Source organism: Nonomuraea typhae (assembly GCF_009760925.1).
In the GTDB taxonomy this organism is placed as follows: Bacteria; Actinomycetota; Actinomycetes; order Streptosporangiales; family Streptosporangiaceae; genus Nonomuraea; species Nonomuraea typhae.
On record NZ_VRLV01000017.1, the window covers coordinates 138348 to 157350 of the forward strand.

Sequence of the window (19003 nt, forward strand, 5' to 3'; positions counted from 1 at the left end):
GTGAACGTCGATGGCGAGGACCTTTCCCAGCAATCCCTGACCGAACGCCTCACCTCGGGAGAGACCCACGTCTTCCGCGAGTGTGACCTCACCGGCGCCGACCTGTGGGGCGCCTCGCTGGCCGGCGCCCGGTTCGAGGCGTGCGTGCTGGACGGCACGGACTTCCGCAAGGCCGACCTCGACGGCGCGGTGTTCACCGGCGGAGGCGGCCTGGGCACGGTGTTCACCGACGCCGACCTGCTGGACGCCGCGTTCACGGACGTCGACCTGTCCTCGGCCAGGTACGGCGGCGCGCTGCTGACCGACGCCTCCTTCACCGGCTGCCGCATGATCGGGACGTCCCTGACCTCCTCCCGCGGCACCGGCTTCACGCTGACCAGCTGCAACCTGATGATGGCCAACGTGGGCGGCTGCTCGTTCCGTGGCCGGGTCCTGGAGGGCATCCGGTTCGACGAGGCGGACCTGTCGGGCTGCGACTTCACCGAGGCGGTCTTCAGCGACTGCCGCCTGATCGGCGCGAAGGTGCTGCGAGCCGTCTTCACGGGCGCCGACCTGCGCGGCGCGGACCTCGGCGAACCCGACGACGCGAAGCTGCGCGCCTTCGCCGGGGCGACCATCAACCAGACTCAGGCGGCGGCGTTGCTGCAGGCCAGAGGTCTGAGCGTGGTGTAAAGAACAGGCAAAACCAGTCGCCTCAAAGGGCTCACATACCACACCTAAAAATCGGACAAACCCCCTTAAAGTTCACTGACATCAAGGGCATCTGTGCCCTCAGCAACCTCAAGGGGGATTCAGTGCACAAGCGAGTGGTCACCGGCTTCCTGGCCGCCGCCGTCGCGGGAGGCGTTCTGGCACCGGCCACCGCCGCGCTCGCCGCGCCCACGCCGAACCCGGCACAGCAGGAGCAGGTCGGCAGCCAGTTCACCGTCCGCGTCTCGACCGACCCCGACGTGGTGACGCTGCCCGAGCGCGGCGAGGTGGAGGTGCGCGTGCGCGCCCACGTCGCCGGCGACGGCCTGCGCGCCGTCCGCGCCCGTGCCGGCGGCGAGGTGATCGACCTCGCCCGCCTCGACGGCACCGGCCCGATGTGGGGCACCACGCTCAAGATCAAGGCCGATGAGAAGCCCGGCAAGCGCACGGTCGAGGTCTACGCCTACAACCAGGACGGCCGCATCCGCGGCGAGGGCTCGGCCACCTTCGAGGTCAAGGCCGCCGCCGTCGGCGCCCCCGAGGTCGTCTCGGTCAGCCCCCGCCAGAAGGACCTCGTCCTCACCCGCGACGGCGCCCGGCTCTCCGTCGACGCCGTGGTCAAGAACGCCCCCGCCAAGGTCGTCCTGCGCGCCGAGGGCGACGACGTCGCCATGAAGCGCGTCTCCGGCGACACCTACCGCGGCGAACTCCGGCTGGAGCGCGACACCGAGCCGGGCCGCGTCGGCTTCCAGGTGCGCGCCTACACGCACGCCGGCTCCCTCGCCGGCACCAGGTCCGGCACGGTGAACGTCCGGCGCGAGGTCGTCATCAGCGGCTTCAACGCCTCGCCCGAGCCCGCCCGCCGGGGCGGGAAGATCCAGGTCAAGGGCACCGTGAAGGGCCTGTCGGACGGCGGCTGGTCCTACACCCCGGTCCGCGAGGGCCAGGTCAGGATCATGTTCAAGCCGAAGGGCTGGGGCTCCTACACGACGCTCAAGACCACCTGGGTCGGCCGCGGCACCTTCAAGGTCGCCTTCCGGGCCAAGTCCTCCGGCACCTGGAAGGCCGTCTACGCCGGCACCGGCGAACTGGCCGCCAAGTCCTCCCACGAGGACTACGTGCGCGTGCGCTAGCCGTACAGCCGGGCCAGGACCGCGTCGGCCTCGGCCATGACGCGCTCGACCAGCTCGGCACAGGTGGGCAGGTCGTCGATGACGCCGACGACCTGCCCCGAGGCCATCACGCCGAGGTCGGCCCTGCCGTCCACCATGGCGGCCCGCAGCAGCATCGGCGTGTTGGCCGCCTGCAGCACCTGCGCCCAGGTGAGGTCGCGGCCGTGCCGCATGCGCCGGCCCTCGCGCAGCAACGCCGCCCAGGACAGGCCGGAGATCTTCTTGAAGCGGGCGCCGTTGCGGATCGCCCGGAGCAGGCGGGCGTGCCGGAGCGAGTCGACGAAGGGCGTGCGCAGCACCCGGTGCGGCACCCCGTCCACGTCGGTGGTCACCAGCGTCTCCGCGGCGTCCAGATAGACCCGCTTGACCGCGTCCGGCACGGGCGAGTCCTTGGTCAGCAGGAACCTCGTCCCCATCGCCACCCCGCACGCGCCGTACGCCAGGGCGGCCACCAGCCCGCGGCCGTCGAAGAAGCCGCCCGCGGCCACCACCGGGATGTCCACCGCGTCCACCACCTGCGGCAGCAGCAGCGTGGTCGCCACCGGGCCGGTGTGACCGCCGCCCTCGCCGCCCTGCACGATCACCGCGTCCGCGCCCCAGGCCGCCACCTTCTCCGCGTGCCGGCGGGCGCCCACCGACGGGATCGTGACCACGCCCGCCTCCTTCAGCCGGGCGATCAGCTCCCGCTTCGGCGCCAGGGCGAACGAGGCCACCCGCACGCCCTCCCTGATCATCACCTCGGCCCGCTCGGCCGCGTCGTCGGCGTCCGAGCGGATGTTCACGCCGAACGGGGCGTCCGTCCGCTCCTTGACCTCCCTGATCGCCTCGGTCATCCGCCGCGGCGACATCGTGCTCGCCGCGATGATGCCCAGCCCGCCGGCCGCCGACGTGGCCGCGGCCAGCCGCGCGCCCGCCACGTACCCCATCCCGGTCTGCACGATCGGATGCCGGCACCCGACCAGCTCGGTCAGCGCCGTCCTCACGCCAGCTCCCTCTCACGCAGCCCGTCCGGGTCCAGTACGGCCAGCACTCCGGCCTCCTCCTCGGTCGGCGCCCGCGTCACCGGCACCTTCTCCGGCACGTCCAGGGCGAACCCCGTGGCCGCCACGACCTCCGCCACGCTCACCCCCGGATGGGTGGAAACCAGCCGCATCGTCCCGCCCGGCCCACCGAAGTCCAGCACGGCCAGGTTCGTCACCACCCGCCGCAGGTCGAACGCGCCCCGATCCGTCCCCAGCCCGCTGACCACGTCCACCTTCTCCACGAACACTCGCGGCGTGTGCCGGGGAATCCAGTAGCTCGTCGGGTCGCAGCGCGTGTTGCCCGGAGCGCCCCGCACCCCCAGCAGCTGCGCCTTCGGCCGCGCCCAGTCGCCGATGGCCGAGATGTTCGTGTTCCCGTGCCGGTCGATCTGGGAGGCGCCGAGCATCACGTGCCGCCGGCCGTTCAGCACCAGCCACAGGTGGTCGCGGAAGGGCAGCCACCCCTCCACCACCTCCGGCGCCGCGCCCAGCGGCGGGACGTCCCCGGTCAGCAGGCAGACGCCGTCGTGGGTGACGAGCCCGGGCTCGAACGTCGACCTGGCCAGCCGCGCCGCCAGCACGGTGATCGCCCCGCCGATGCCCGCCGCCAGGATCTCCCCGTCCCCCCTGAACGCCTCAGCGCAGGCGACCACGCACACATCAGCTGTGCTCATCAAGGAACTCCCGCCATGGTTGCGTCGTGTAGCGCCGCTGCAGCGCCTCGTCCCGGCCGTAGTCGGGCTCGCAACTGGTGAACCACGCGCCGCCCGGCGCCTCCACCACCCCCGCCACCATCGACCGGCTGATCAGCAGCGACTGCACCGGCCCCTCCTTGAGCAGCTCGGCGGTCTCCACCACCCGCTCGCACGAGACGTAGGCGCGTTGGGCGGCCTTGGCGTAGAGGTCGTCGAAGTAGGGGTCGGGGCCGAGATACTGCGCGTTCCCCCGTGCGTCGGCCCGGTTGAGGTGCACCAGCGCCACGTCCATCTCCAGCGCGGGCACCGCGACGAGCTCCTCCTCCGTGTACGGCGAGCGGACCGTCTTCAGTTCCGGGTTGACCCGCATCACGTCCGACCCCAGACCCGCCCGCGTCGGCAGGAACGGCAGCCGGTGCGCCGCGGCCATCAGCCCGAACATGAACATGCCCTCGTCGTACTCGGTGAACGCGATCGTCCCCTCCTGCCTGGCGCGCCGGAAGTGCGGCTCCAGCGGGATCGAGTCGAGCGTGACGAACGGGGCCACGACCCTGCGCACCTTCCCGGCGGCGCACAGCAGGCCGACGTCGGCGCCGCCGTACGAGATGATCGTGAGGTCCTTCAGCGGCGAGCGGAGAATGCCGCCGATCAGCGCCATCGGCTTGCGGCGTGAGCCCCAGCCGCCGACGCCGATCGTCATTCCGCTCTCCAGTTCGGCGACGACCTGCTCGACTGTCATGACCTTGGTCACCGCAGGAACCTCTCCCTGTGCTCGTCGCCGGCGCCGAGGAGGTTCAGCTCGAAGGTGAAGCCCTGCTCGAAGCGGTAGCTGCGCTTGACGTCGACGGGGTCGATGCCGTTGAGCGACTCCTTGGCGCGGCGGATGACGTACGGGTCCTTCTCGGCGATGCGCCCGGCCACCTCCAGGGCCGTCTCGCGCAGCCTGTCCACCGGGACGACCTCCAGGACCGAGCCGAACGCGTGGAGCTCGTGGGCGGTGACGTTCTTGCAGGTGTAGACCATGGCGCGCATGAGGTGCTGCGGCACCAGCCGGGCCAGGTGGGTGGCGGCGCCGAGCGCGCCGCGGTCCACCTCGGGCAGGCCGAAGTAGGCGTTCTCGGCGGCCACCACGATGTCGGCGCTGCCGGCCAGTCCCACGCCGCCGCCGAGGCAGAAGCCGTGCACGGCGGCCACGACCGGCACCTCGCAGTCGTAGACGGCGGCGAAAGCGGCATAACAGCCCCGGTTGGCGCCGACGAGCGCGGTGTGGCCGTCGGTGCGCTGCATCTCCTTGATGTCCACGCCCGCGTTGAACCCGCGCCCCTCCGCCCTGAGCACGATCGCCCGGGTCGCCGGGTCTCCGCCGGTGCGGAGGAGGGCGTCTGCCAGGTCGTGCCAGTCCTGGACGGCCAGCGCGTTGACCGGCGGCACGTCCACCACCACCTCGGCGACCGGCCCGCCGCGCACCGTGATCCCCATAGCGCTCCCATGGTCGCACCTAACGCTTGCTTGGTACGGTAGCATCCGTGACCGCGACTTACGACCACACCGGCCGCCACGTGCTGATCACCGGCGGCACCAAGGGAATCGGCGCGGGCCTCGCCGCCGCCTTCGCCGCCGCCGGCGCCACCGTGACCGTCTGCGCCCGCACCCCACCCCCGACCTCCGGTACGGCCGGCGCCCAGCCCTTGCCCGGTCAGGTGGGTTTCGTCCGCGGTGACGTGCGCGACGCCGAGGACGTCGAGCGGCTGGTCTCCGGCCTTCCCCGGCTGGACGTGCTGATCAACAACGCGGGCGGCGCGCCGTACGCCCCCTTGGCCGGGACCTCGCCCCGTCTCCACACCAAAATCGTCGAACTCAACCTCATCGCCCCCATGCTGCTGTCCCAGCGCGCCTACCCGCTGCTGGCCGCCTCCCGAGGCGCGGTGATCATGATCGGCAGCTCCAGCGGCACCCGTCCTTCACCCGGCACCGCGGCGTACGGGGCGGCCAAGGCGGGGCTGCACCACCTGGCCGCGTGCCTGGCCGCCGAGTGGGCGCCCGAGGTGCGGGTCAACACCGTGGTGGTCGGGCTGGCCGCCACCGAGAACGCGGCCGAGCACTACGGCGGGGCGGTTGACCGGGTGAGCGCGACCATCCCGGCCGGCCGGATGGCCAGGCCCGAGGACGTGGCCGAGGCGTGCCTGTGGCTGGCGGCGCCCGGTTATGTCACCGGCGCCCAGATCCAGGTGCACGGAGGCGGCGAGACCCCTGCCTGGACCTGGCTCACTTCTGCTGAAATATCGCGATAAACCGATCAATGGAGGGCCGTGTGGGGATTTGTGAGGGTCGTGTGGTGGTCGTGACCGGCGCCGGTCGTGGCATCGGGCGGGAACACGCGCTGGAGTTCGCCCGCCAGGGCGCCCGGGTCGTCGTCAACGACCTCGGCACCGCCCGCGACGGCGCCGGCCGTTCGCCCGGTCCCGCGCACGAGGTCGTGGACCGCATCCACGCCGAGGGCGGCCAGGCCGTGGCCAACGCCGACGACGTCGCCACCTGGGACGGCGCCGCCCGCCTGGTCAAGTCCGCCGTCGCCGCCTACGGCCGCCTCGACGTCCTGGTCAACAACGCCGGCATTCTGCGCGACCGCATGCTGGTCTCCATGACCGAGGAGGACTGGGACGACGTCGTCCGCGTCCACCTGAAAGGCCACTTCCTCCCGTTACGCCACGCCGCCGCCCACTGGCGCGAACGCCACAAGTCCGGCGACCCGGTGGACGCCCGGGTGATCAACACCTCGTCCGGCGCCGGCCTGATGGGCGGCCTCGGCCAAGCCAACTACGCCGCCGCCAAGGCCGCCATCACCGCCCTCACCCAGGTGGCCGCCGCCGAACTGGCCCGCTACGGCGTCACCGTCAACGCCATCGCCCCCGCCGCGCGCACCCGCATGACCGAGGAGGTCTTCGCCACCACGATGGCCAGGCCGGAATCCGGCTTCGACCCCATGGACCCGGCCAACGTCGCCCCGCTGGTCGTCTGGCTGGGCTCCGCGGAGTCGGCCGCCGTCACCGGCCGCGTCTTCGAGGTGGAGGGCGGCGCCATCTCGGTCGCCACCGGCTGGAGGCACGGCCCCCGCATCACCGCCCCCGCCCGATGGAACCCCGCCGACCTCGGCCCCGCCCTGACCACCCTCCTGGCCGGCGCCCCGCCCGAGGAACCCGTCTACGGCGCCCGCTAGTCAGCGGACCCGGGACCGCGCGGTCGGCTGGAGCACGTACTGCTCCGGCGGGCCGGTCAGCAGCTCGTCCACCCCCTCGAGCACGGGCTTGCCCGCCCCCGCGGTGAACCAGGCGAAGACCTTCACCCCTTCGCGCACGGGCAGCGGCGTGTAGGTGTTCGTCGCGGGCTCGGTCTCGAAGCAGGCCACCGCGCCGGGCGCCAACTCGGCGAAGCGTTCGGTGAAGCCGTCCGTGACATGGAAGACCGTCAGCACATAGGCCCCCATCTCGTACGGCCCGGCCGTATCCCCGGCAGGCGGTCCGGCCGTGTCCCCGGCAGGCGGTCCGGCCTCGACCGGCGCCCGCGGCGCCGGCGCCCCGCCGAACGGCTCGCCCAGCACGGACCGCAGCAGCAACACGTCGTCCGTGTCGACCATGGTGGCCCGGGCCGCGTCCCGGTGGGCCTTCCAGGCGGGCCCGGTGTAGAAGGCGGTCAGCGACCGCCGGCGCGCGTCCATGTCGGGGAAGGCGCGGATCCAGACGAAGGCGTCGGGCGCGGCGGGTTCCCGGAACTGGGCGACCAGCTCGATCCCGACCTCTTCCTGCGTCTCCACGAACTCCCGCTCGAACAGGTCGATGAGCGTGTCACGGGTGCCCGGCCGGAGTGTGTACCGGCGCAGCTCGTAGATCATGCGGGGACGCTAGGCCGCGCTCGCTGACATCCTCTGTCAGCAAGATGCCAGAATAATCTTCTGATTACTAACTGCTACCCAAACAACACTCTCGGTTATACGATCACAGTGACTTTGACCCCTCGGGGTCAAGGAAAGTCAACGGGATGGTCGTGTGCGCGGGCCCAGCGCACGACTGCCAGAAGGCGACGAAGGAGTAGAAGTGATCAAGAAGCTGTGCGCCACCGGTGCCATCGTGGCGGCGGTGGCGGGCGCCACGCTCGTGGCCGCCCCCGCACATGCCGACAGCCGGAACACCAACGGGAGCAGCAACTCCGGCTCCTCTCAGTCCGGCAACAACTTCAACGAGATCGGGCTCGCCAACGTGGGAGACGGCGGCTCGACCAACGTCAACAACCTTGGCGGCAACGCAGTGACCAGCACCAACGGCGGCATCACCGTCGTCTACATCTTCGAGTAAACGATTACCGTCAAACCTTCCCCCCATCCGCCTGACCGCACCGCGGGCGGCGGATCCCCAGTCAGAGACATCCTCTTCGGAAGGAACCCAGGCATGTTCAAGAAGCTCTGCGTGACCGGTATCGTCGTCGCCGCCGCTGGCACCACCCTCTTCGTCGCCCCGGCCCACGCCGACTCCGAGAACACCAACTCGAGCTGGAACGCCAACTCCAGCCAGTCCGGCAACAACGTGAACAACGTCTTCGCCGGCAACGTCGGCGGCGGCGGGGCCACGAACGTCAACAACATCCTCGGCAATGCCGTGACCGCGACCAACGGCAGCAGCGCGGGCGTCGCCGCCGACCTCGACTAGTTCGATCGTGAGCGGGCGAGCCGGGTCGCGAATGACCCGGCTCGCGCCGTATTAGCATTCCTGGATGATTACGTGTGCTTATGTGACGTTTGCCGACCCGGACGGCCACGACGACGAGCGTGACCCGGCCCTCGCCGCCTGGCGGGAGCAGGGCATCGAGGGCCGCGCCGTACGCTGGGACGACCCCGGCGCCGACTGGAGCGCCTTCGACGCCGTGGTGGTGCGCTCGGCCTGGGACTACATCGACCGCCGGGCCGAGTTCCTCGACTGGGCCTGGCGGGTCGAGTCGGTGACCAGGCTGCTCAACCCCGCCGGCATCCTGGCGCAGAACACCGACAAGACCTATCTCCGCGAGCTGGGTGTCCCCATCGTCCCCACGCACTGGTCGTCGCAGGACCTGCCCGACTGGGAGGAGTACGTCGTCAAGCCCGCCATCTCCGCGGGCGCCCGTGACACGATCAGGACCGCAGAAGCTGGCGCCGCCCAGGCGCACGCCGCAGCCCTCGAGGCCGCGGGCCGTACACCCATGGTCCAGCCCTACCTCGACATGGTCGAGAGCGAGGGCGAGACCTCGCTGCTGTACTTCAACCGCCGCCTCAGCCACACCGTCCGCCGCAACCCCATGCTCGCCTCGGGCGTGACCCTGGCCGACAACGCCCGTGGCGAGCTGCGCGACCCGGCCCCGGACCAGGTCGAACTGGCCGAGAAGGTGCTTGCCGCCATCCCCCAGGCTCTTCTCTACGCCCGCGTCGACCTGGTCCGGCTCCCCGACGGCCGGCCCGCGGTGATGGAGCTCGAACTCACCGAGCCCTACCTCTACCTGCGCTACGAGCCCGGGGCCGCGGCCAATCTCGCCGGCGCGCTGCGCGAACTGCTCTGACCACGCGTGCTCACCCGGTGAACACGGTCACGACGTGAGGCCGCCGTCGACCGGGATGACCGTTCCGGTCAGGTAGGCGCCGGCGCGGGAGGCCAGGAAGATGGCGGTGCCGGCCATGTCGTCCGGGTGGCCGACGCGGCCCAGCGGGATCTCGGCGGCGATGGCGGCGCGGGTGGCCGGGTCGTCCAGGGCGAAGGCCATCATCTTGGAGTCGAACGGGCCCGGGGCGATGGCGTTGACCGTGATGTGGGCGGGCGCGAGCTGCCGGGCCAGGTGGCGGGTGAGCATGTGGACGCCGGCCTTCGTCGCGGAGTAGGCGTAGGTCTCCATCGGGGGGACGCGGATGCCGTCGATGGAGCCGATGGTGATGACGCGGGCGGGGGAGTCCGGGGAGGCGGCGGCGCGCAGCTGCGGCAGGAAGCGCTGGGTGAGGTAGAAGACGCCTTTGACGTTGATGTTCCAGAGCTTGTCGAACGCCTCCGGCGGGAACTCCTCCAGCGGCGCGCCCCAGGTGGCGCCGGCGTTGTTGACCAGCACGTCCAGCGGCCCGTCCACGGCGGCGACCAGGCCGGCGACGCCCTCGGGGGTGGACAGGTCGGCGGGCACGCCGGTGCAACCCAGCTCGGCGGCGGTTTTCTCCACTTCGTGGGTCTTGCGGGCGGAGATGTATACCTCCGCCCCGGCCGCCACGAAACCGGTCGCGATCATCCGGCCGATCCCTCGTGAGCCGCCCGTGACGACGACCTTCTTGCCTTCCACCGAGAACAGAGTCATGTTCGGGAAGCATGCCATACCGACCGGTCGGTCGCCACGTCAGGAAGCGTTGTCGTTCACCCACAACGCCAGCAGCCCGCGGAAGTGCGCGACGAACCGCTCGTGCTCGTGCGGCGGGTAGGTGGCGGTCACGGTGTTGACCAGCAGCCGGTCGAACGACGGCCCCGAGATCCAGCTGAGCACCGCCTCGTCCAGGTGCGCCAGCCGTTCGGCGCAGAACTCGTGGTAGTGCTCGGTGTCGAAGTAGGCGTCGGCCAGCCGCCGGTAGGCGGCCAGGCGCTCGGCGTAGGTGCCCTCGACGGCGAAGTACTCGCGGGTGTCCAGGTCGATCCGCGGCCTGCGCTCGGTCTCGGCGCAGAAGACCGTCCACTTGACCAGGGCCTTCATCGCCCACGGGAAGTAGTAGTGCAGGCTGGTCAGCGCCACGTCGGGGCAGGCGTTGGCGTAGTCGATCGGGTGCACGTCGCCGCCCTTGACCAGCGTCTCGCAGGAGTTGAACTCCCACCGGAAGAACGCGTTGACCAGCCGCCCGATCGTCACCACCTCCTCACCGACCTCCGGCGAGAGGAAGGAGTGGTCCACCGAGTAGCGCGCGTGCATGGGCTGCTCGGGATGGAAGCGCATGACCATCGTCTCGGCCCCGATCGACAACGACCGGGCGAAGGCGTCGTACCCCTCGATCGCCTTCTGCAGGTGCATGAGCATCTCGCCGCTCTGGTCGTAGGCGCGGTGCAGCTCGTCGGCGTCGCGCACGATGGAGACGCCCCGCCACGCGCCGCCGTCGTAGGGCTTCATGACCAGCGGGTAGCCGATGCGCTCGGCGATGGAGTCGAGGTCGAAGGGCTTGTTGTAGCGCGTCGCCGTGTAGGCGTACCGCGCGTTGTCGAGCGGGTTCTTGTACGGCACGAGCACCGTGTCGGGGACCTTCAGCCCGAGGCGCATCATCGCGCAGTAGGCGGTGTGCTTCTCCATCGACTGGAACGTGAACGGGCTGTTGAGCAGGTAGACGTCGTCCATCATGGCGATCTTCTTGAGCCATTCGCGCGGGTGGTAGTACCAGTAGGCGAGCCGGTCGATGACGACGTCGTAGCGTGGCTCGTCCCGCAGGCCGAACGGCTCGATGGTGACCCGCTCCACCTCGTAGCCGGGCCTGGCCCTGCGCATGATCTCCTCGAAGGCGGCGGGCCAGTCCTCCTCGGTGCCCAGCAGCAGTCCGATTAGATGTTTCATCGGCACACTTCCTGTAGCAGCCGCGTCAGGCCGGGGTGGAACGCGTCGCGCCAGGCGGTGTAGTTGTGCGTGTCCGCCGTCTCGCGCAGGGTCACGGTGTAGCCCTGGGTGCGCAGCGCCTCGGCCATGGCGCGGTTGTTGTGGATGTTCTCCTCGGTGGCGCCGCAGGTCATGGCCGTGGGTACGGCACGCACCGCCGTACCTTTGAGGACCTCTTCCACGAAGCGGACGACTCGCTCGTAGTACGGGAAGCGGCGTTCGTGGGCGTCGTAGCGAGGCTGGAAGAAGCTGCCCGACTGCAGGAAGAGCGCGTCGAACAGCTCGGGGTGGCTCCACTGGGCGTGCAGCATGGCCAGCGCGCCGAGGCTGGTGCCCATGCCGATGCGCACGGTCGCGCTCCGGTACGGCTGGCCCGCCAGGAAGTCGGCGTAGGCCGGGTTGGCCGAGTAGTCGGCGTTGCGGTCGACGGGGTGCAGGAGGATCGCGCGCAGGGGCGGCAGCCAGCCTCCGGCGACCCCGGCGGCCAGGTAGCGGGTGAGGCCGGACAGGTCGTCGTACTCGGGCCCGTCGTGGACCACGAGCAGCGGCAGGTCGCCGCCGACTCCGGGCGGCGCCCAGACGCTGGCGCCGCCGGAGGACGCGGGGTAGCCGAGCCAGGCGGGCGGGGAGTACTCGGGGAACTCCAGCACGCTCTTCGGCCCGAAGATCCCGCGGGCGCGTAAGGGGTTGCCCGGATCGAGGATGGTTTCGACGCTGCCGTCGCGGTGGCGCAGCTCGAAGAGGTACTCCATCCGGTGCACGGGGGGCTTGGGGATGGCCAGGGTCCACCCGGCTGCGCCGTACATGAAGTCGACCGAGCGCAGCCCGAGTTCCTGCCACAGGCGGACGCCGGACAGGCGGTGGGCGGGGTCGGGGAGGGAGAAGCGGATCATAGTCCGGGGATGAGGCCGTTCCTGAAGAGGTCGACAAAAAATTGATGGTCCTTGCGGGCTTGTGCCCCGTATTGATGGGAGAAATTCACCAACATCTCGACAAATCTGTCGGAATCCCTGCCAACTCTCGCCACGATCGCCTCCTCCGTCGAGAAGTCGACCAGATCGTGGCTGCTCTCGTCGTCGGCCACCGAGTGCATGCGGGCCACCGCCCGGCCCAGATCGCTCATGATCGAGCGCAGCTCCACCGGCTCGTTCACGTCGTCCCAGTCGAGGTCGGCGGAGTACGGCGAGATCTCGGCGACGAGCTGGCCGGCGCCGTCGAGCGTGGTGTATCCGAGCCACGGGTCAGAATGGGCCTGCAGGGCGCGCTGCGACTCGGCGGTGCGGTGGCCCTGGTGCAGGAAGTAGCCGGCCACGCGCTCGTCGGCGATGTGCCGGGCCACCGCCGGCACCTGGGCCTGCTTCATGTAGAGGATGACGTCGTTCTCCAGCGCCTGCGAGCGGCCTTCGAGCAGCAGGTTGTAGGAGGGCAGCCCCGCCGAGCCGATGCCGACGCCCTTGCGCAGCGCCACGTCCTTGACCGTGTGCTCGACCGGGTTGGCGCCGCCGGGCAGCGTGTGCAGGTAGTCCTGGAAGGCGGCCAGCACCCGCTCCCGCACCTCGGGGGAGACCGCGGTGCGGCCCTCCATGAGGGCGAAGCGGCGGTCGTAGTCCTGGACCACGGTCTCGACATCGAGCATCGCCACCCGGGTGTTCAGCCGGGCGGTCTGCAGCACCCGGTGCAGGACGCCGCTGGTGGTGCCGATGGTGAGGGAGCCGATCGCGTCGTCGCCGCCGTGCGCGATGCCGGTCAGCTCGGTCAGGTAGGCGGTGCCGAACTCGGTGACCAGGGCGGTGATCGCCTCGTCCGACAGCGCCTTGCCGTACCCGATGAGCGCGACGCTGGCGGCGAAGCGTTTGAGGTCCCAGGTGAAGGGGCCGACGTAGGCTTCGTCGAAGTCGTTGACGTTGAAGACGAGCACGCCGGAGGCGTTCATGTAGGTGCCGAAGTTCTCGGCGTGCAGGTCGCCGTGGATCCAGACCCGGCTGGTGAAGTCGTCGAGGAAGGAGTCGTCCGCGTAGTCGCCGGTCATGTCGGCGTAGAAGATCGAGGCGCTGCCTCGGTAGAACGCGAACGGCGAAGCCGCCATTTTCCTGAATTTTCGGGAAAAGGCGGCCGGGTCGCGTTTGATGGAATCGCCGAACTCGGTGGTGAGGACGTCAAGGATGTGAGCCGTGCGGCCCATGGTGCTCATACCAGGGACGGTAAATCGGCACGGCCCGGTCGCCTAGCCCGATCTTTCCCGAAGCCGGTCAAGAACCGGCAGTCTCCGCCATCCGGTCACCGCCAGCGTCAGGGCGACCACGGTCAGGATCGTGCACTGGATCCACGCGTCCGTGGTCGTGCCGTAGGAGACGACCATCGTCCCCACCAGGAGCAGCAGCACGAGCAGCGCGCACCCGGCGAGCGCCAGCAGCAGGGGCGCGCTCGCCCGCCGGATGAGGAGGACCGCGGCCGCGGCCAGGATCGTGATCGTGAGCAACCTGGGCAGACCCATCCAGGCCGCATAGGTGTCCACACGCGCCGGGTCGCCGCCCAGCCAGATCTCGGCGAAGAACCGGGTGTTGACCAGACTCACGATCCCGCCGGCGAGCACCGGCGGCAGCAGCGCGGCCCACCAGGAGCGGCGGGCCGGCGGGGCGTCGCGGTGGAAGCCGGCCAGGAGCGCCAGCAAGGGCAGCGCGGCCAGCAGGAAGTACGGATCACGCAGCTGAGGGGGCGGGAACGCCTCCCACACGAGGTAGCCGAGGTCCCAGAGGACTGCGGCCCCTGCCGCGATCTTCGCCGGTCGGACGGCGCCGCGGGCGAGGGCGACGTAGGCCGCCAGCCAGAGGACGCCGTCCACCATGGCCCCGAGGTCCACCAGGGTGTCCGCCGGCACCGGCACGCCCATGACCACGATCTCCGGGGGCAGCATGAGGGCCGAGGCGATCCCGGCGACCGCGAGGGTGGCCTGCAGGGCCAGCCCGAACAGCGCGGCCGTCCGCACGGTCTCGCCCCAGGCGAAGTAGCGCGGCGCGCCGGTCGCGCCCGCCAGCCGTACCCGCAGGGCCAGTCCCGCGATGCTGGCGATCTCGCCGAAGCGCGGGCGCGGGCCGAGCTCGTCGGGCACCTCGCCGGCGTACTCCAGGTAGGCCGCGACCATCTCCTCCTCGCGCTCGGCCCGGTAGGAGGCGGGCAGCAGCCGCAGCACGGTGCGGTAACGCCTTTCCAGGAGGCTCACGCGAGCCCCCCGACGGCCCGCGCCCGCAGCCTGGCCGTGGCCACGGCGGCGGTCTGGGCGACCCGCTCGGCCTCCTCCTGAAGGGTCCCGGCCCCCTTCTCGGTCAGCCGGTAGTAGCGGCGCAGCCGTCCCTGCTGGACCTCCTCGCGGTCCAGCTCGACCAGTTCCTCCCCGGCCAGCCGGTCCAGCACGCCGTACAGCGTGCCGATCTTGAGGTGGACCCGCCCCCCGGTCAGCCGCTCGACCTCCTGGACGATGCCGTAGCCGTGCCGGGGCTCGTCCACCAGCGCGGTGAGCGCCAGGAACATGGGCTCCGTGATAGTCATGAGGCCCACCATATCCTGTCACTCAGGATATGGGGAGGGTCAGGCGTGCTGGCTGGAGACCGAGACGACCTCGCCCGTCATGTACGACGAGTAGCCGCTGGCCAGGAAGACGATCACGTTGGCCACCTCCCACGGCTCGGCCGAGCGGCCGAACGCCTCGCGCGCGGTCAGCTCGGCCAGCAGCTCGTCACTGGTCACCTTGGCCAGGAACGGGTGCATGGCCAGCGACGGCGCGACCGCGTTGACGCGGATCCCGTGCTCGGCCGCCTCGATCGCGGCGCACCTGGTCAACGCCATGACCCCCGCCTTGGCGGCGGCGTAGTGCGCCTGCCCGGCCTGGGCCCGCCAGCCGATCACCGAGGCGTTGTTGACGATCGCGCCGCCGCCCTGGGCGATCATCTGGCGGAGCGCCGCGCGGGTGCAGCGCATGGTGCCGGTGAGGGTCACGTCGAGCACCGCGTGCCACTGCTCGTCGGCCATCTCGGCCAGGGGCGCGGTGCCGCCGAGCCCGGCGTTGTTGACCAGCACGTCCAGCCGCCCGTGCCGCTCGGCCACCGCCGCGAACAGCGCGTCCACCTGCTCCTGCGCGGTCACGTCACACGGTACGGCCAGCGGCTCGGCCCCGGTCAGCCCGGCCAGCTCCGCGGCCGCCGCGGCCAGGCGGCGCTCGTGCCGGTCGGAGACGACCACGACGGCCCCCTCCTCGGCGCACCGGCGCGCGGTCGCGAACCCGATCCCGGCTCCGGCCGCCGCCGTCACCAGCGTGACCTTGCCGGCCAGCAGGCCGTGGGACTCGGGATGGTTCATCGGGGCAGTCCCAGGGCGCGCTCGGCGATGAGGTTGCGCTGGATCTCGCTGGATCCGGCGTAGATCGTGTCGGCCCGGCTGAACAGATACAGGCGCTGCAGGTCGCCGAGCTCGCCGCCCTCGGCCACCAGCCCCGCTTGCCCGAGCGCCTCCTGGGCCAGCTCGCCCAGCCGCCGGTGCCACTCCGACCAGTACAGCTTGGTGATCGGCGACTGGGGGTCGCGCAGCGCGTTGAGCCGCATGACCTCCAGCTCCAGCCACGCCTGCGCGAGCCGGTCGCGCAGCACCGGATCCCGCGCCGCGCCGGTCCGCCCGGCGGTCTCGATCACCTTCTGCAGCTCGCGCCGGAAGCCGATCTGCTGGCCGAGCGTGGAGGCGCCGCGCTCGTAGCCCAGCGTGGCCATCGCGACCCGCCACCCGTCGCCGGGGGCGCCCAGGACGTTGCCCGCGGCGGTGCGGGCGCCGTCGAAGAAGACCTCGTTGAACTCCGAGGTGCCGGTGAGCTGGACGATCGGCCTGACCTCGACGCCCGGCTGATCCATGGGCACGAGCAGGTAGGACAGCCCCCGGTGCTTCCTGCCGCCCTTCTCGGTACGGCACAGCACGAAGCACCAGTCGGCCACATGGGCCAGGGAGGTCCACACCTTCTGCCCGGTGATCACCCACTCATCTCCCGATATTTCCGCCCATGTCTGGACGTTGGCCAGGTCCGAGCCCGCCTCCGGCTCCGAATACCCCTGGCACCACAGCTCCTCGCCCGACTGGATCCCCGGCAGGAACCGCGCCTTCTGCTCGGCCGTGCCGAACTCCAGGATCGTCGGCCCGATCAGCCCCTCGCCGATGTGGCCCACCCGGGCGGGGGCGTCGGCCCTGGCGTACTCCTCGTAGAAGGCGATCTGGCCGGCCAGGTCCGCCGCCCGCCCGCCGTACTCCTCGGGCCAGCTCAGACAGGTCCAGCCGGCCTTGCCCAGGTGCCGCTCCCAGTCATGGCGGGCCTCGTGCCCCTCGTGCTCACGCCCGGGCCCGCCGAGGCCGCGCACGTGCGCGAACGTCGTGGACAGCTGCTCCTCCAGCCAGGCCCTGGCCTCCTCGCGCAGGCTCACGTGCCCGTCTCGAATCTGCCGTAGCCGCCGCGGAAGAACACCAGCGGCCCGCCCTCGGCGTGCGTGTCGAGCTGGGTCACCCGGGCCACCACGATCATGTGGTCGCCCGCCGGGTGCTCGGCCTCGACCACGCAGTCGATCCAGGCCAGCGCGCCCTCGATGACCGGGTTGCCGGAGGGGGAGCCGGTCCAGCGCAGGTCGGCGAACTTGTCACCGCCCCGGTTGGCCAGCTGGGCGCAGACCGGCTGCTGGTGCTCGGCCAGCACGTTGACCGTCACCACCTTGGCGCCGCGCACCTTGGGCCAGCTCGTGCTGGTGTGGGCGACGCAGAAGGCGACCAGCGGGGGCTCGAGCGAGACCGAGGTGAAGGCGTTGGCGGCCAGGCCGCACGGCTCACCGCTCTCGGGGTCGAGCGCCGTGATGGCGACGACGCCGGTGGCGAACCTCCCGAGCACGTTCCGGAAACGCCGGCTGTCGAGATGCCCGTTGTGGCCGTTCGGCATGGCGGCTCCGTCGTGGGTCCTGCGCTTGTACGGCGAGGCGGTCTCGCACCCGTCCGGCCTGATCAGCCGGGCTGCGTGTGTGCTCATCTGGCCTCCTCGTCGGCGGATGCTGGTGTCATCTTACCAAGCGCTTGCTTGGATGGTACCCCTTTCCTCCCGGCCGCCCGCCTGCTAGCGTCGCCGGATGTGGCCAAGCGCTTGCTCAAATTCGCGGACCGTGCCGCCATCGCGGGCGTCGGCTACACCCCCTTCACCAAGGACTCCCAGGTCAGCACCCTGACCCTGGCCTGCCGGGCGATCATGGCCGCGCTCTCCGACGCCGGCCTGTCGCCGGCCGACGTGGACGGCCTGGCCACCCACCGGGTGGGCGACTCCGCCGCCCCCTCCCTGGTGGCCCCCGCGCTGGGCATCGACGACCCGACCTGGTACCTGGACCAGTTCGGCGGCGGCAGCGTCTCCCACGCCGTCGCCGGTCAGGCCGCGCTCGCGGTCGCCACCGGCACGGCCGAGACCGTGGTCTTCTACCGGGCGATCAACGCCCGCTCGGAGTTCCGCATGGGCCAGGCCGCCAACCCGAGCCCGGAGGTCCAGTACCAAGCCCCCTACGGCCTGGTGGCCCCCGCCCAGCATTTCGCGCTGGCCGCCCGCGCCCACATGCTGAAATATGGCACTACGGCGGAGCACTTCGGGCAGATCGCTGTCCGGCAGCGGGCGGCCGCGGCGAAAAACCCCCGCGCCCTGATGCGCACGCTCATCACCCTCGACGACTACCTCGCAAGCCGCTGGATCGCCGAACCGTTCCGGCTGCTCGACTGCTGCCTGGAGACCGACGGGGCCTGCGCCCTGGTCATCACCACCGCGGAGCGGGCGCGATCGCTGCGCCGTACCCCTGTGCTCATCTCCGCCGCCGCCTGGGGCGGCGGCCAGTCGTTCCTGTCGGGCGCCGACCCCACCGTGAGCGCCGCCGCCACGCTCGCCCCCCGCCTGTACGGCATGGCCGGCATCACCCCCGCCGACATCGACGTGGCGCAGCTCTACGACTGCTTCACCTACTCGGTCCTGGTCCAGCTCGAGGACTACGGCTTCTGCCCCAAAGGCGAAGGCGGCCCCTTCGTCGCGTCGGGGGAGGGGCCGCCGGTCAACACCCACGGCGGCTTCCTGTCCGAGGGGTACGTGCACGGGATCAACCACCTCGCCGAGGCGGTCTCCCAATTGCGCGGCGACGCCGGAGACCGCCAGGTGCCCGGCGCCCGGATCGCCCTGTCCACGTCGCAGCCCGGCTACATCCTCCCCGCCACGTCCGCCCTGATCCTCCGGAGGCCGTGATGCCCGATCGGGACGCGCGGGAGTGGTGGGAGCGGCTGGCCGGAGGGGAGTTCGCCGTCCAGGAGTGCGAGGCGTGCGGGGTGCGGCGGTGGCCGGCGCGGGCGTTCTGCGCGCACTGCCGGAGCGAGGAGTGGCGATGGCGGGCGATCGAGCCGGTCGGCACGGTGGAGAGCTGGGTCGTCAGCCACCGGCCCTTCGGCGACGGCGCGACCGTGGTCATGGTACGGCTGGCGGCGGTGTCCGGCGGGCCGGTGTACGGCTCCTGGGAGGCCGTCCGGGAGCCTGTCGGCGGGGAACAGGTGAGGGCGTCGTTCACGGATGTGGACGACGCCCCTACGCTGATCGCCTGGCGGCCCTATGGGCAGCCGCTGTAACCACGGCCGCCCGAGCCAGCGGCACGGCCCCGACCCGCGGGGGCCGGGCGAGGCTGAGATCCATCGTGACCCGGAGCGACGGCACCACCCGGAGCAGGGCCGAGCCCTGCGGCGAGTTGCGATACCCGTTGTCTATGAGTCC

23 protein-coding genes are annotated in these 19003 nt (G+C 71.3%); 9 read left to right on the top strand and 14 right to left on the bottom strand.

Features of this window, described 5'->3' with window-relative positions; all coding sequences use genetic code 11:
* On the top strand, positions 1 to 672 hold the full coding sequence (locus FVE25_RS44090; protein WP_157253489.1) for a pentapeptide repeat-containing protein: 672 nt from the start codon (positions 1 to 3) through the stop codon (positions 670 to 672).
* Positions 673 to 794: 122 nt separating this feature from the next.
* Entirely contained in the window at positions 795 to 1823 is a 1029-nt protein-coding gene (locus tag FVE25_RS44095; protein ID WP_157253490.1) for a hypothetical protein, read from the top strand.
* Here the strand turns inward: FVE25_RS44095 and FVE25_RS44100 are convergent.
* From FVE25_RS44100 to FVE25_RS44115, 4 genes are read right to left on the bottom strand one after another with little or no spacing between them, the layout of a single operon-like run.
* Positions 1820 to 2845 (bottom strand): NAD(P)H-dependent flavin oxidoreductase, encoded by a 1026-nt coding sequence (locus FVE25_RS44100; RefSeq protein WP_157253491.1) that lies wholly within the window; start codon positions 2843 to 2845, stop codon positions 1820 to 1822. The two genes, FVE25_RS44095 and FVE25_RS44100, sit on opposite strands and share 4 nt — an antisense overlap.
* The gene (locus FVE25_RS44105) at positions 2842 to 3558 is read right to left on the bottom strand and encodes a CoA-transferase subunit beta (RefSeq protein ID WP_157253492.1); all 717 of its coding nucleotides are present in this window, start codon (positions 3556 to 3558) and stop codon (positions 2842 to 2844) included. The genes FVE25_RS44100 and FVE25_RS44105 overlap by 4 nt, the downstream gene beginning before the upstream one ends.
* Positions 3545 to 4318 (bottom strand): CoA transferase subunit A, encoded by a 774-nt coding sequence (locus FVE25_RS44110; RefSeq protein WP_157253603.1) that lies wholly within the window; start codon positions 4316 to 4318, stop codon positions 3545 to 3547. The genes FVE25_RS44105 and FVE25_RS44110 overlap by 14 nt, the downstream gene beginning before the upstream one ends.
* Positions 4319 to 4326: 8 nt before the next feature.
* Positions 4327 to 5058 carry an enoyl-CoA hydratase family protein gene (locus FVE25_RS44115; RefSeq protein WP_157253493.1) on the bottom strand — a complete coding sequence of 244 codons (732 nt, stop codon included), beginning with the start codon at positions 5056 to 5058 and terminating at the stop codon, positions 4327 to 4329.
* A gap of 47 nt (positions 5059 to 5105) precedes the next feature.
* On the opposite strand from FVE25_RS44115, the gene FVE25_RS44120 reads away from it, so the two are divergent.
* The gene (locus FVE25_RS44120; protein WP_157253494.1) at positions 5106 to 5870 is read left to right on the top strand and encodes an SDR family oxidoreductase; all 765 of its coding nucleotides are present in this window, start codon (positions 5106 to 5108) and stop codon (positions 5868 to 5870) included.
* A gap of 8 nt (positions 5871 to 5878) precedes the next feature.
* Entirely contained in the window at positions 5879 to 6796 is a 918-nt protein-coding gene (locus FVE25_RS44125; protein WP_157253495.1) for an SDR family oxidoreductase, read from the top strand.
* Here the strand turns inward: FVE25_RS44125 and FVE25_RS44130 are convergent, their stop codons facing one another.
* Positions 6797 to 7468: an NIPSNAP family protein gene (locus tag FVE25_RS44130; protein ID WP_157253496.1), complete on the bottom strand. Its 672-nt coding sequence runs from the start codon at positions 7466 to 7468 to the stop codon at positions 6797 to 6799. It lies immediately after the preceding gene.
* Between the two features lie 202 nt (positions 7469 to 7670).
* Here FVE25_RS44130 and FVE25_RS44135 point away from each other — a divergent pair, with 202 nt between their 5' ends.
* The 3 genes from FVE25_RS44135 (at position 7671) to FVE25_RS44145 (ending at position 9159) form a co-directional block, all read left to right on the top strand.
* Positions 7671 to 7928, top strand: a complete 258-nt coding sequence (locus FVE25_RS44135; RefSeq protein ID WP_157253497.1) for a hypothetical protein — start codon at positions 7671 to 7673, stop codon at positions 7926 to 7928.
* Between the two features lie 93 nt (positions 7929 to 8021).
* Positions 8022 to 8279, top strand: coding sequence for a hypothetical protein (locus FVE25_RS44140; protein WP_157253498.1), 258 nt, complete (start codon positions 8022 to 8024; stop codon positions 8277 to 8279).
* Between the two features lie 82 nt (positions 8280 to 8361).
* Positions 8362 to 9159, top strand: a complete 798-nt coding sequence (locus FVE25_RS44145) for an ATP-grasp domain-containing protein (protein ID WP_246268416.1) — start codon at positions 8362 to 8364, stop codon at positions 9157 to 9159.
* Positions 9160 to 9186: 27 nt separating this feature from the next.
* Here the strand turns inward: FVE25_RS44145 and FVE25_RS44150 are convergent, their stop codons facing one another.
* From FVE25_RS44150 to FVE25_RS44190, 9 genes are read right to left on the bottom strand one after another with little or no spacing between them, the layout of a single operon-like run.
* Entirely contained in the window at positions 9187 to 9933 is a 747-nt protein-coding gene (locus FVE25_RS44150) for an SDR family oxidoreductase (protein WP_157253500.1), read from the bottom strand.
* A 39-nt stretch (positions 9934 to 9972) separates the two neighbouring features.
* Positions 9973 to 11163: an ATP-grasp domain-containing protein gene (locus tag FVE25_RS44155; RefSeq protein WP_157253501.1), complete on the bottom strand. Its 1191-nt coding sequence runs from the start codon at positions 11161 to 11163 to the stop codon at positions 9973 to 9975.
* On the bottom strand, positions 11160 to 12095 hold the full coding sequence (locus FVE25_RS44160) for an alpha/beta hydrolase (protein ID WP_219825920.1): 936 nt from the start codon (positions 12093 to 12095) through the stop codon (positions 11160 to 11162). The genes FVE25_RS44155 and FVE25_RS44160 overlap by 4 nt, the downstream gene beginning before the upstream one ends.
* Positions 12092 to 13393 (bottom strand): DUF2252 domain-containing protein, encoded by a 1302-nt coding sequence (locus tag FVE25_RS44165; protein ID WP_157253502.1) that lies wholly within the window; start codon positions 13391 to 13393, stop codon positions 12092 to 12094. Before FVE25_RS44165 ends, FVE25_RS44160 begins: the two co-directional genes overlap by 4 nt.
* Positions 13394 to 13426: 33 nt before the next feature.
* Positions 13427 to 14422: a hypothetical protein gene (locus FVE25_RS44170; RefSeq protein WP_157253503.1), complete on the bottom strand. Its 996-nt coding sequence runs from the start codon at positions 14420 to 14422 to the stop codon at positions 13427 to 13429.
* Complete coding sequence (locus FVE25_RS44175) at positions 14419 to 14748, bottom strand: PadR family transcriptional regulator (protein WP_246268418.1); 330 nt, start codon at positions 14746 to 14748, stop codon at positions 14419 to 14421. The genes FVE25_RS44170 and FVE25_RS44175 overlap by 4 nt, the downstream gene beginning before the upstream one ends.
* A 39-nt stretch (positions 14749 to 14787) precedes the next feature.
* On the bottom strand, positions 14788 to 15555 hold the full coding sequence (locus tag FVE25_RS44180) for an SDR family oxidoreductase (protein ID WP_157253504.1): 768 nt from the start codon (positions 15553 to 15555) through the stop codon (positions 14788 to 14790).
* Positions 15552 to 16658 carry an acyl-CoA dehydrogenase family protein gene (locus tag FVE25_RS44185; protein WP_157253505.1) on the bottom strand — a complete coding sequence of 369 codons (1107 nt, stop codon included), beginning with the start codon at positions 16656 to 16658 and terminating at the stop codon, positions 15552 to 15554. The genes FVE25_RS44180 and FVE25_RS44185 overlap by 4 nt, the downstream gene beginning before the upstream one ends.
* Entirely contained in the window at positions 16655 to 17248 is a 594-nt protein-coding gene (locus tag FVE25_RS44190; RefSeq protein WP_157253506.1) for a flavin reductase family protein, read from the bottom strand. The genes FVE25_RS44185 and FVE25_RS44190 overlap by 4 nt, the downstream gene beginning before the upstream one ends.
* Before the next feature lie 99 nt (positions 17249 to 17347).
* Here FVE25_RS44190 and FVE25_RS44195 point away from each other — a divergent pair, with 99 nt between their 5' ends.
* Positions 17348 to 18487: a thiolase C-terminal domain-containing protein gene (locus FVE25_RS44195; protein WP_246268420.1), complete on the top strand. Its 1140-nt coding sequence runs from the start codon at positions 17348 to 17350 to the stop codon at positions 18485 to 18487.
* Entirely contained in the window at positions 18487 to 18861 is a 375-nt protein-coding gene (locus FVE25_RS44200; RefSeq protein ID WP_157253507.1) for a Zn-ribbon domain-containing OB-fold protein, read from the top strand. The genes FVE25_RS44195 and FVE25_RS44200 overlap by 1 nt, the downstream gene beginning before the upstream one ends.
* Positions 18862 to 19003: the final 142 nt, after the last annotated feature.